The organism is Alicyclobacillus sacchari (assembly GCF_004366795.1).
Taxonomy (GTDB): domain Bacteria; phylum Bacillota; class Bacilli; order Alicyclobacillales; family Alicyclobacillaceae; genus Alicyclobacillus; species Alicyclobacillus sacchari.
On sequence record NZ_SORF01000006.1, the window covers coordinates 67,395 to 78,896 of the forward strand.

General features: G+C 55.1%; 14 protein-coding genes. All 14 read right to left on the bottom strand.

Annotated features, from left to right (window positions below):
- On the bottom strand, positions 1–285 hold the full coding sequence (locus tag C7445_RS07735) for a YggT family protein (protein ID WP_134159509.1): 285 nt from the start codon (positions 283–285) through the stop codon (positions 1–3).
- Positions 286–302: 17 nt separating this feature from the next.
- The gene (locus C7445_RS07740) at positions 303–992 is read right to left on the bottom strand and encodes a YggS family pyridoxal phosphate-dependent enzyme (RefSeq protein ID WP_134159510.1); all 690 of its coding nucleotides are present in this window, start codon (positions 990–992) and stop codon (positions 303–305) included.
- 23 nt (positions 993–1,015) lie between these two features.
- Positions 1,016–1,828, bottom strand: coding sequence for a peptidoglycan editing factor PgeF (pgeF, locus tag C7445_RS07745; protein ID WP_134159511.1), 813 nt, complete (start codon positions 1,826–1,828; stop codon positions 1,016–1,018).
- 46 nt (positions 1,829–1,874) lie between these two features.
- A complete protein-coding gene (locus C7445_RS07750; protein WP_058094022.1) occupies positions 1,875–2,171 on the bottom strand; it encodes a YlmC/YmxH family sporulation protein in 297 nt (98 codons plus the stop codon).
- A gap of 55 nt (positions 2,172–2,226) precedes the next feature.
- Positions 2,227–3,006, bottom strand: coding sequence for an RNA polymerase sporulation sigma factor SigG (gene sigG, locus C7445_RS07755; protein WP_134159512.1), 780 nt, complete (start codon positions 3,004–3,006; stop codon positions 2,227–2,229).
- Between the two features lie 129 nt (positions 3,007–3,135).
- On the bottom strand, positions 3,136–3,885 hold the full coding sequence (sigE, locus tag C7445_RS07760; RefSeq protein ID WP_424922997.1) for an RNA polymerase sporulation sigma factor SigE: 750 nt from the start codon (positions 3,883–3,885) through the stop codon (positions 3,136–3,138).
- Positions 3,785–4,801 (bottom strand): sigma-E processing peptidase SpoIIGA, encoded by a 1,017-nt coding sequence (locus tag C7445_RS07765; protein ID WP_243835052.1) that lies wholly within the window; start codon positions 4,799–4,801, stop codon positions 3,785–3,787. Before C7445_RS07765 ends, sigE begins: the two co-directional genes overlap by 101 nt.
- Positions 4,802–5,105: 304 nt before the next feature.
- The gene (gene ftsZ, locus C7445_RS07770; RefSeq protein ID WP_134159514.1) at positions 5,106–6,245 is read right to left on the bottom strand and encodes a cell division protein FtsZ; all 1,140 of its coding nucleotides are present in this window, start codon (positions 6,243–6,245) and stop codon (positions 5,106–5,108) included.
- A gap of 87 nt (positions 6,246–6,332) precedes the next feature.
- On the bottom strand, positions 6,333–7,568 hold the full coding sequence (gene ftsA / locus C7445_RS07775; RefSeq protein ID WP_134159515.1) for a cell division protein FtsA: 1,236 nt from the start codon (positions 7,566–7,568) through the stop codon (positions 6,333–6,335).
- A gap of 92 nt (positions 7,569–7,660) precedes the next feature.
- Positions 7,661–8,044 (bottom strand): small basic family protein, encoded by a 384-nt coding sequence (locus C7445_RS07780; RefSeq protein WP_134159516.1) that lies wholly within the window; start codon positions 8,042–8,044, stop codon positions 7,661–7,663.
- The gene (locus C7445_RS07785; protein ID WP_134159517.1) at positions 8,044–8,775 is read right to left on the bottom strand and encodes a DUF881 domain-containing protein; all 732 of its coding nucleotides are present in this window, start codon (positions 8,773–8,775) and stop codon (positions 8,044–8,046) included. Before C7445_RS07785 ends, C7445_RS07780 begins: the two co-directional genes overlap by 1 nt.
- A 9-nt stretch (positions 8,776–8,784) precedes the next feature.
- The gene (locus C7445_RS07790; RefSeq protein WP_134159518.1) at positions 8,785–9,495 is read right to left on the bottom strand and encodes a DUF881 domain-containing protein; all 711 of its coding nucleotides are present in this window, start codon (positions 9,493–9,495) and stop codon (positions 8,785–8,787) included.
- Positions 9,492–10,364, bottom strand: coding sequence for a cell division protein FtsQ/DivIB (locus tag C7445_RS07795; protein WP_134159519.1), 873 nt, complete (start codon positions 10,362–10,364; stop codon positions 9,492–9,494). Before C7445_RS07795 ends, C7445_RS07790 begins: the two co-directional genes overlap by 4 nt.
- Positions 10,365–10,425: 61 nt before the next feature.
- On the bottom strand, positions 10,426–11,433 hold the full coding sequence (murA, locus tag C7445_RS07800; RefSeq protein ID WP_243835053.1) for a UDP-N-acetylglucosamine 1-carboxyvinyltransferase: 1,008 nt from the start codon (positions 11,431–11,433) through the stop codon (positions 10,426–10,428).
- Positions 11,434–11,502 lie beyond the last annotated feature (69 nt).

The following is an 11,502-nucleotide window of genomic DNA, read 5'->3' on the forward strand; positions in this document are numbered from 1 at the left end:
TCAGTATTTCCCAAGCAATTGGGCCAAGGTTGTATCGACGCCAGCTTCGATCACGAGGTAGACAGCCGCCCCGATGACCCAGGAGACATCGAACGACATGCGCCCAATCGTAAGCGGTCGAATATTACGTCGAAACACGCGCAAATAAGGTGTTGCGAATTCAATCAGCCAGCGAGCAAAACGATACTGGCGGACATCCGGGAGCATTTCAACGACAGCACCAGCCAACAGGACAAACCAGTATATTGAAAACATCCATTCGACCAAACGGGCCAGTGCGTTCAAGCGAATGCCTCCTACTTTTACGGATTGACCAGACGCCGGCCAATGCGGACCATCGTCGCGCCTTCTTCGATCGCGATTGGATAATCCTGTGACATCCCCATCGAGAGTTCATCAAAAGCCGCAAGCGAAAGACGCGCTCGCACATCATCGCGCAACTCGCGCAATGCCCGAAAGACGGGACGCGCCAGTTCCGGATCATCAACTTGCGGCGCCATCGTCATCAACCCGCGCAACGCGAGACTCGGCATTCCTGCTATCGCCCTCGCGGCTTCCAGACAGATCTCCGGCGCAAAGCCATGTTTCTGCGATTCCTGGGCAACATTGACCTGCATGAGAACGTTCAGTGTTCTGCCTGCGCGCTCTGCAGCCTGTGCAAGCGCGACAGCAAGCTCCAGCCTGTCCACGGAATGAATCCAATCAAAACGCGGTGCAATGTACTTGACTTTGTTCGTTTGCAGCGTACCTATGAAATGCCAAGTCAGCAATGCGGAGGCTTGGTGCTCCAACTTTTCGCGTGCTGCTTGCCACCGATTTTCAGCCGCATCCCTGACGCCGGCAGCAGCCAGTGCCGGCACGATATCAGGAGGTGCCGTCTTTGTCACAGCGATCACGCGAACATCCGCCGGATCTCGGCCAGCCTTGGCACAGGCCGCTTCGATGGACAATCGGATCGCCGCTACATTCTCATGTACATATGCGAACTCCATATGTGCCCCCTATTGAATTGCCGTTACGGTTCCCTTAGCGCGACTATCGCCATCTGCCGACCAGCGTGGCCTTGTTCGCGCCTGTGCGAAAACAGGTGGTTCGTCCGGCATGCCGTACACAGCCCACAATCGTCGACATGTTCTGGCCGCAGCCCTGCGCGAATCAAATCGATGCGGATTGCATCAGGAAGACTGAACCAGTACTTCCCGTCTTGGCCAAAGCGCTTGAACAAAGCGCGTTCCATGTGTGTACCACGCACTTGACGCGCCACCGTTTCATCGACTTCATAACAACAACGTCGGATACACGGTCCAATGGCTGCGCGAATATCGTCTGCACGGCTGCCAAAGTCCTCGGTCATGCGTGCGACGACCGCCGCAGAAATCCCTTTTACCGTGCCGCGCCATCCGGAATGTGCAACTGCCACCACGCGCCGTGCGGGATCGTAAAACAACACGGGGGCACAGTCGGCAACCAGAATGCCAAGTGCGACACCGACATCCGCGGTCACCTGAGCGTCCCCCTGAGGACGCACAGACGCTCTATCTGCCACGTCTGTTGTCGATGTTCGGGTGATAGCAATCACGTCTGTTCCGTGAACCTGACGTATAAACGAAGCGCAATCGGTAGGCAACTGCAAGCGTTCGAAAAACCAAGACCGATTGTCCGCTGCGTCGTTCGGATCGATTCGCCCTGCATACGACACATCCCGCTCGACAGCTGGCCACGCGTCATCGTGGCGAAACAAAAACATGGCGCATACACCAGCATCTGCCCAGCGAGGGCGTACGCCAATGCCGCCATGGCTTCCAACGATGTTCGTCAGCACGTGCATCCCCCCACCCTCATCATACATGACGCAGAGGCTGACTGACTATCCATCAGTAGCCTCCTGTGCCACGCTTTCCGGATTGGGGAGGTAGATAATAGCCCGTTTCATGAGGTGGACGCAAATCGACGAGAATGACGTCCGTGCCAATTTTGACAATCTGATTCCACGGTATGACATAATCCTGCGTGCCGCCAACCATGCCGAAGAAGCGGCCTTGACCAGGTATCACGATGGAGCGAATCAGTCCACTGTCGAGATCGATCTCCATGTCCCCAATGGTTCCAAGCCGCTTTCCATCTTCGACATTGACGACATCTTTCGCCTGTAATTCGGAAATTCGCATCACCGCAGAGCCGCCTCCATTCGGTCACATGTTCATCATATGACCGAATGTGTCCCGTTTACGACTGGATGTGCTTATGCATACGATTGATGGCCGCTTTTTCGAGACGCGAAACCTGTGCCTGCGAGATGCCGATCTCGTCAGCCACCTCCATTTGTGTCTTTCCCTCGTAAAAACGCATGGAGAGAATCTTCTTTTCCCGTTCCGTGAGCTTGTGCATGGCTTCACGTAAGGCAATTCCTTCGACCCAGAAGCTGTCCTTCTCTCGTTCGTCGTGAATTTGGTCCATGACATAAATCGGATCGCCGCCATCATGGTAGATAGGCTCGAACATCGAAACCGGATCCTGAATCGCGTCTAAGGCAAAAACAACCTCCTCTTTGGGGAGATCCATTTCTTTGGCGATCTCGACGATGGTCGGCTCGCGCAGATGTTTGGTGGTCAGCATATCTCGTATCTGTAAAGCTTTGTACGCGATGTCACGCAACGATCGGCTGACGCGAATCGGGTTGTTGTCCCGCAGATAGCGGCGGATTTCACCGACGATCATAGGCACTGCATACGTGGAGAAACGCACGTTTTGGCTTAAGTCAAAATTATCGATCGCTTTCATGAGTCCGATGCACCCGACCTGAAACAGGTCATCGACATATTCGCCACGATTGTTAAACCGTTGGATAACAGAGAGAACCAAACGCAGGTTGCCGTTCACCAGCTTCTCGCGCGCGGACAAGTCGCCTGCCTGAAGTGAGGTGAACAATTCGCGCATCTGTGCGTTGGTCAAAACGGGAAGTTGTGAAGTGTTGACGCCGCAGATCTCAACCTTGTTGCGTTTCAAAGAAGTCCCCCCAAAGGTGCCTGCTCGTCTGACACGGAGTATGTAGTATTTCCCAGAATTCGTATTCAGTATCTCCGCGACTTGCCAAGTTATGCACCACTCGGGGGGACATCGAACGAGGGCGAACCGCTACAGCATTTTGTTGAACTCCCGCTGCAAACGCTTCAAAATCCGTTTTTCCAAACGTGATATGTAAGACTGTGAAATCCCGAGCAGATCAGCCACATCTTTCTGCGTCATTTCCTGCCCGGTGCCTAGGCCAAACCGAAGTTGCATAATTTTGCGTTCTCGCTCCGACAGTTTGTCGAGTGCATCATACAAGAGTTCGCGATCAACCTCGTCCTCCAAATTGCGATAAATCGTGTCTGACTCCGTACCAAGAACGTCCGACAACAACAGTTCGTTGCCGTCCCAATCGACATTCAAGGGCTCATCAAACGACACTTCTGAGCGAAGTTTGTTGTTTCGGCGCAAATACATGAGGATTTCGTTCTCGATACAACGAGATGCATACGTCGCAAGCTTGATTTTTTTACTCGGATCAAATGTATTCACAGCCTTAATCAAGCCTATTGTTCCGATGGAGACCAAGTCTTCGATATGGATGCCCGTGTTTTCAAACTTGCGGGCAATATACACGACAAGCCGCAAGTTGCGCTCAATCAGCATGGAACGAACAGATTCGTCTCCGGATGGCAGCCGTTCGAGCAAATACTGTTCTTCTTCGCGCGTCAACGGCGGCGGTAACGCCTCGCTGCCCCCAACATAGTAAACTTCGTCAAGAGGACCGTGTATGCGAATGCGAATGCGCAGATACAGGAGTCGCAGCCGGAGTCGCAGCAGTCGATTCATGTCTTTGAGTGATGGCAATCTTTTCATCCTCATCAACTCCATTCATCAAGTCCATGTGCAAAATCGCCTGAAAGGATCCGTCAGCACTGAGCTTGCCCGGAAATGCTGCAAACAGGCACGCTTCGGTGACCATGGTCCTCGTACCGCCTCGCACGATATGAACCACCTGCGGACGCAAGGCGATGGTCAATCCGCGCCCAGACGCCCCTTGATAGGGAACCAAGGCGATGTGATGGAAGGTGGCAACGGTAGCCAAGGCCGCAAACAAATCCTCGCCCGCCTTCACTGCTTCGCTCAACTCACTTGGCAACACAGGCAGAAGCACGTCCATATCGACGAACGAAACGGGACGCTTCGATACCGGATCAACCAATTGATTTCCGGAGTCGAACAAGCCAGTAAACTGCAACGACACACCGTCAAATTCGGCTTCGACCAACGCCGTGAAATTTTGTAACCTCGCTTGTTTGCGCAGATAGATCAACAAACGGCGGACTGTATACAAACAAAGCGGCACCCCAACCATCATGGCAAACGTCTCACCGGACGTTCGGAACAGCAGGCCATGCTGGGTGAACAGCGATTTGTCCAAGGACACCCCCGGAACCGTGAAGCCTAGCGCAATGGACGCGCCAGCAAACACAAACGCAACAATGTAGTACGCCCCCAGCAAGCGGGCGAGATCGACAAGGTGCTTGTATGGAAGGGCAATCCATACCATAAGGACAGACACAAGTGCCTTTCCCGGCCATGTGGTGAGTAGGGCCAATGTGGGAAAGAACAACAAGAGCGAATAGCACGCGCCGACGAGCGCACCCAGCGCGAGACGCCGCAAGGAGGCACGACGTTTCATCAACCAGCCAGTGGTCCAAAGCAGGACAAAGTCCATCACCAGGTTGACGATCCAAACAACGTCGATATAGACAACCGGCACCGCTTGCACACCATCACCTCGCGGTGGGCCACGGCGTGTCCCACAAGGTGCTGGACGGCCTGGTGTGTCGCCAGCCATCCCGTATGCATGACAGTATAGTTTATCTCTATTACGAAGCCTGTCGGAACTTGCCTGCGATCTCATAGACTTTTTGTAGAAGCGCAACGAGGAATGTAACGAGGAATGTTATGGAGTACACGAGAACACGACATAGAGCGACAATCAAATAAGATTAAAGACCGTGCGGCAAGGCTTCAAGCCTTACCGCACGGTCTCAGATACAGATATAGGAAAGAAAGAAATGGAGACGCTCTTAGCGATCCCGACCGAACTTGCCTCCGTTCTGGCGGCGCATGAATGCAGGAACATCCCAAGCATTCCCTGTATTCGGCACATTCGGCGGCGCGTCCTGCAGCACGGAATGGCGTTGTACGGTTCCCCTCACGGCTGGTTCATGTACGTCGTGTTGCATATGATTCGGGCGCTGCGTGTGTTGCTGATTTCCCTCAAATCCTGTCGCAATCACGGTGACGACAATTTCATCCTGCAATTCAGGGTCAATAGCGGCACCAAAAATCATATTGACCTCAGCATCTGCAGTCGTCGACACAATGTCGGCTGCTTCATTGACTTCCCACAAACTAAGATTCGTGCCGCCCGCGACATGCATCAACACACCGCGCGCACCGTCGATGGAGGTCTCGAGCAACGGCGAGGAAATCGCCTTTTTCGCGGCTTCTGCAGCCCGATTTTCACCCGATGCGATACCGATACCCATGAGTGCCGAACCACGTTCCGTCATAATCGCCTTGACATCGGCAAAGTCAACGTTAATCAGCGCAGGTGTGGCAATCAGCTCAGAAATACCCGAAACGCCTTGCCTGAGCACGTTGTCCGCTTCGCGGAATGCCTCAAGAACGGGTGTGTTGCGATCGACAATTTCGAGCAATCGGTCGTTCGGGATGACAATCAGAGTATCAACTTTTTCCTTCAGTTCCGCGACACCCTGTTCCGCTTGAATCATGCGACGGCGCTGTTCAAACCGGAACGGTTTCGTGACAACACCGACTGTCAACGCCCCGAGCTCCTTTGAAATTTCAGCGATGACAGGCGCCGCACCCGTTCCCGTACCACCGCCCATGCCTGCTGTCACGAAGACCATATCCGCTCCTCGCAAAGCGTTGGCCAACATTTCGCGGCTTTCCTCTGCAGCCTTTTTCCCAATTTCCGGATTAGCTCCAGCCCCTAAGCCGCGCGTCAGTTTTTCGCCTATTTGCAGACGAGTCTCTGCCTTTGCCAGCTTTAAAGCCTGCGCATCCGTATTGACGACAATGAATTCAACACCCTTGACACCTGATTCAATCATTCGGTTGACCGCGTTACACCCGCCGCCGCCGACGCCTATCACCTTGATATTGGCAAGGGAATCCGATTCAAAATCAAATTCCAACATGATGGCTCCTCCTAATCTATATGGCTCCGCTTTTCCCCTGCGACGGTTTGGTGCCGACGCACGCATACGTACGCCAACTCGCCTGTATTACACGAAATCGCGCAGCCAATCCTTAATTCGCGCAAATACACTGACGTTGTTCGCCGGGCGAACCTGTCGGCTTCCCGTGTTGACTTCCGCCGCTGTCGGGCGCAGCCCCGTACGGGCAGCATAGGCAATCGTCCCAACGCCATTGACGAACGAGGGGTCGCGCACACCGAGAAACTCAGGAATGGCAATGCGAACCGGAGACTGTAACTCATCACTGGCCAAATCGGCAGCAGCGGGTGTGGACATCACACCGCCATGAAATACATATCCGGCCGGCAACTCATCCGCATAGCCCATCTTTTCTATCTCTTTTTGCACGAGCGCAAATATCTCCTGCATGCGAGGCTCAACAATCGTTGCCAAATCATACTGGGTGTACTCTGTTTCCTTGTTACTGCCCATCCGGGGAACGCGGAAGGTCTCATGTTCGGAAGCCTGAGAAACCATCGCACAAGCATGCCGCAACTTGACCTGTTCCGCCGCAGTGGTGCTTGTCCGCAGACCAATGGCAATATCGTGGGTGACGTAGTCACCACCCATCGGAATGATGCTCGTCCCCATCAAAACACCATTGCTAAACACCGTCACGGACGTCGCGCCGGCGCCGACATCGACGAGCGCCACACCCAGGCGCCGTTCGTCCTGAGTCAAGGCAATGTGGCTCGCCGCCATCGGCGCGAGCACCAAGTTGGCGACCTCCAAACCGGCTCGCTCGACACAGCGAACGACGTTGTGAATCGCTGTGCGGCTGCCTGTAATCAAATAAGCCTCCACCTCGAGGCGAACACCGAGCATGCCGCGCGGATCCATAATTCCGCGCAAGCCGTCGACAATAAATTCTTTTGCGACGACGTCGATGACTTCGCGTTCTGGAGGCAGCGCCACGACGCGAGCTTGCTGCAAAACGCGTTCGATATCTTCATCTGTAATTTCTCGATCCGCCGATGACACCGCGACCACACCGTGACTGCTGTGCAGTTGGATGTGATTGCCTGAAATTCCAACATAAGCAGATGGGATGTGTATGCCAACCATGCGTTCCGCATGATCCACCGCTTCGCGGATCGATTCAACAGTCATATCTATATCGACAATGGAACCGTGGCGCAGTCCCTCACCAGAGGCGGAGCCAACTCCAATGACGTTGATGCTGTTTCCAGTCGGCTCTCCGATGATAGCACGTATCTTCGAAGTGCCGATGTCAAGACTGACGATGTAATCTTCTTTGGCCAACCGAGTGGCACCTCCCTAGACCGCCCAAGACTGCGATTCTCTTTCTATTTCCACACGCTTTTCGACAATCCTCTATGACTTGCGAAAAATATTCACGACTGGGCATTGCGCGATGCGATATCGCGCTCCAACTTGCGCTGACGCAGCAACAAAAACACGTGTCGACGGATGGCCGCAATGTTTTGAAACAGCCGCACACCAAACGCGACCACGGCTGCCAGGTAGAGATCGACACCGAGTTGATTTCCGATATACGCAAGCAGCGCCGCAATGAGTGCATTCGTGAAGAAGCCCGTCAAAAACACGGCGCTATCAAACGTCTTTTCGAAGCTCGCCCGAATGCCACCAAACACCGTGTCTAAAGCCGCGAGAATCGCGATCGACAAATAGCTCGTAAACGCAACCGGGATCGCCACGTTCGTCACGAGGCCGAGTGCGACGCCGACTGCTAGTCCAAGCACAGGCAGCCAAATCATCAGCCATTCCCCTCCTTGGCATACTGTCCTGGCAGCGGGCCGCTGTACCCTGGTACGGTGACACCGTCCTTTTGCGGGTATGAGCGAACGATAAAATCTTCTCCCATCGCCTCAAAGTATCCTTGTAACACTTCTACTGTCAATGCCGCCTGCATATCTTGGATGTTGCCGACCGCACGAATGACATACGGTGTTGTGATGGGATGGCCATTGACGTGCACACCGCCAATCCCATCGACTTCGACCAAGCGAATCGCAGACGTTGCGACGAGCCGTTGATCGTTAATGGATATCGCCGTGGCGCCATTACCAAGCAACACATTGACAACCTCGTCCAACCACTGATCCGCCTGCTGCGGAAACAGAGCCATTTGTGCCGGATTGGCACCTAGTTTGGCATCAGGTTGAATCGTGATGGTGATACCAGGCCCGGATGTGGGAAGAATGCCCGCTTGCTGCTCCAACGATTTTTCATCCTTCTGCAGAACCTCGCGCAACTCGCTGGCACTGCCACTCGCTGCACGGTATTCAGCCAACTGCGCGTTCAACTTGGATACCTGCTGCTCCAGCAACAAGTGTTCTTGCGCCTGCTCTTGTACCTGCGTGCGCAAATCGATATAACTGGTAGTCTGTCGGCCAAACGACTGTTGCGAGGTCAGCTGCACGGTAAGCATAAAGCCCAGGGCCGTGGCTGTGGCCGTCGCTCCCCAGACAAGACTGCGCCGCTTCATCGCTTCACCTCAATTCACCGCCTGTAACGAGTTTGTGTAGGCCGGCATGTCGATATCATTCTCGATTTGTGGCGTCGACACCTGCAAGCCTTGTTGGCGCAGCGCGTCGAGAATGCCCCCTTGAATGTCAAGAGCTGACCTCAGCGTCGCCGGATCGCCAATGGCCGAGACGGTAAACGGTGCACCAAGCCGATGGCCATTGACCGAAACGACCGGCCCCTGACACTGGATGGCCGAAGTTGCAACAATCCGATAGTCGTTGATAGCCACAGCTTCCGCCCCCGCGGTGAACAACTCGTTGACGAGGTTGCGGATGTTCCAATCGTGCGCCAGAATTTGCTCGATATCTGTGCCTCCGGAATCGCCGTCGTTCAAGGTCAACTCGACACCAGGCCCATGCACCGGCGTGATGCCAGCCAGGATTCGTTCTCCGTTCAGCCGCGCCTGCAGGTCTTGCAAAGATTGGCTCGATCCGGCTGATTTCTGTTCGTACTGAGCAATCTCGGCGGTCAGGTTGGCGAGCGTCTGGTCAGCCTCCTGATTCGATGCTTTCAATTCCGACAATCGCTGCGTCAACTGGCGGTTGACGGCCGAACTGCCGGTATCGAGGACACCCAAAGCCGCCGCCGCATGATTTTGCCGGTAACTGACAGCAATCATGAACCCGAGCACAACCGCTACGGTGGTCAGCGACCAAGTGAGCCTTTGTTGCGTGTTCACGGTATACCGCCTCCGGTTTGTGATGTCACTCCGTTTGCCGTTGCGTTCGCGCCCGCCACAGCGTTGCCGCCCCCTCCTGCGCTCTGCTGACCACTCGCGCCCTGGGCTCCACCCGATGCCTGCGCGTTCGCAAACGGCGTATAACGATACGGTGGTTGGCCCGTCAAGTCGACAGTCCCAGGCTTGTACCCTTTTTGAACAAAATAATGGACGACAGACTGCATCGCATTCACAGCACCAGCCAGACTATCTGAATCCGCAAGCACCACAAACCCGTTGTCCAGATACATGGAAATTGTCCCATCCCCATTGATATGGAACTCGGAGACATCCGTGAGTTCGCCTGATGGCACTTTTGCCAACTGCCTGCAGACGGTCGACACGTTCGAGCTGATCATCGCATGCACTTGCACATGTTCATCAGAACCCGATACGAGTGGATACGGCAGGCCGGCGGAAGGCGGTTCCGCCGCAAACACGTATCCGTTGTTGAGCAGTTCATAGAACGAACCGGCGTCTGCATAAACGGCCACCACTTGCCGCTCACGCAGTGCGAGCGAGACTGCGCCATGCAACCAATCGACCGTCACGCCAGCCGACTGGACCATCGGCAGCCGTCGTTCAATGCGCGCAGACGCCGCTTTGGCATTCACCTGCCACAGGCTCTCGCCCAACTCGATCCCGCTGTCGGCGACAACGTTCGCTTGCGCAATGGTGGTATTGCCCTTGACATCAATTCGCCGCACGCGGGCGAGCGGCGATTCTAAAGCCACAATCAGGCCGATAAAGACAAAAAATCCTACCACGATTTTCCGGTTGCGAGCCTTGCGTCGATCGCGCTGTTCTGCCGTTTCCGGCCGATGTGGCATGTGTTCACGCCCTTTACTTCAACTTGCCCATGAGGGTGCCGTTCGCACGGCACCCAACGCTCTAGTCACGTACTTCGATGCGCTCTACGCGCGCACCGACTGCGGACAAATGCGTTTCAATCGCTTGATAGCCGCGATCGATATGATACACGCCGTCGACTTCGGTCGTGCCGCGAGCCGCCAAACCTGCCACAAGGAGCGCGGCGCCCCCGCGCAGGTCGGAGGCACACACCTTGGCCCCGGAGAGATTCGGTACCCCGCGCACAATGGCGGTCCGCAGATCCACGGAAATGTCGGCACCCATGCGCAGAAGTTCATCCACATGCTTAAAGCGAGCCTCGAACACACTTTCGTGAATCACGCTTGTACCTTGAGCTGCGGTCAGAAACGCCATAAAGGGCGCCTGCAAATCAGTGGGGAAACCAGGAAACGGCGCCGTCCGAAAGTCGACGGCCGAAGGGGCGCCATCACAGATAACCGTAATTATATCATGGTCCGTGTCGACGCGAACACCCGCATCTCGTAATTTTTGGATGACAGCACCCAAATGCCCAGGTTCAACCCCAGTCAGCGTAATCTTTCCCATCGTCGCAGCCGCTGCTAACATCAACGTCCCGGTCACGATGCGATCCGGAATGATACGATAGCCGATTTCGCCAAGTTCCGAACAGCCGTGCACGACGATTCGATCCTGCCCTGATCCCTCGATCCGCACGCCGGCTTCGCGCAAAAAGTTGGCCAAATCGACGACCTCCGGCTCCCGCGCGGCGTTCTCGATCACCGTCGTGCCATCGGCCAAGGCGGCAGCCATCAACAGGTTCTCGGTGGCACCAACCGATGGAAAGTCTAAGGCGATGTGTGTGCCGTGCAACCGTTTCGCCGTACAGCGGATGTAGCCGTGCTCTTCTTCAATCCGCGCACCGAGTGCGCGCATGCCACGCAAGTGAAAGTCGATGGGGCGTTGACCGATGACACATCCGCCCGGCTTGCTCACCGTCACTTCGCCAAAGCGGGCGAGAAGCGGACCCATCAGAAAGATGGAGGAACCCATGCTATGTGTTGTACTCAACAAGGCGGATCGCTATAGGCGATAGACGATTTCGAGCTCTGGTTCGGCATTCCGATCGCGATGAAACAC

Bases quoted from the DNA above. Each gene is read 5' to 3' on its own strand.
- C7445_RS07740 (WP_134159510.1), bottom strand. From the start codon at position 992: ATGGAGTTCGCATATGTACATGAGAATGTAGCGGCGATCCGATTGTCC.
- pgeF (WP_134159511.1), bottom strand. From the start codon at position 1,828: ATGCACGTGCTGACGAACATCGTTGGAAGCCATGGCGGCATTGGCGTA.
- sigE (WP_424922997.1), bottom strand. From the start codon at position 3,885: ATGAAAAGATTGCCATCACTCAAAGACATGAATCGACTGCTGCGACTC.
- ftsZ (WP_134159514.1), bottom strand. From the start codon at position 6,245: ATGTTGGAATTTGATTTTGAATCGGATTCCCTTGCCAATATCAAGGTG.
- C7445_RS07780 (WP_134159516.1), bottom strand. From the start codon at position 8,044: ATGATTTGGCTGCCTGTGCTTGGACTAGCAGTCGGCGTCGCACTCGGC.
- C7445_RS07785 (WP_134159517.1), bottom strand. From the start codon at position 8,775: ATGAAGCGGCGCAGTCTTGTCTGGGGAGCGACGGCCACAGCCACGGCC.
- C7445_RS07795 (WP_134159519.1), bottom strand. From the start codon at position 10,364: ATGCCACATCGGCCGGAAACGGCAGAACAGCGCGATCGACGCAAGGCT.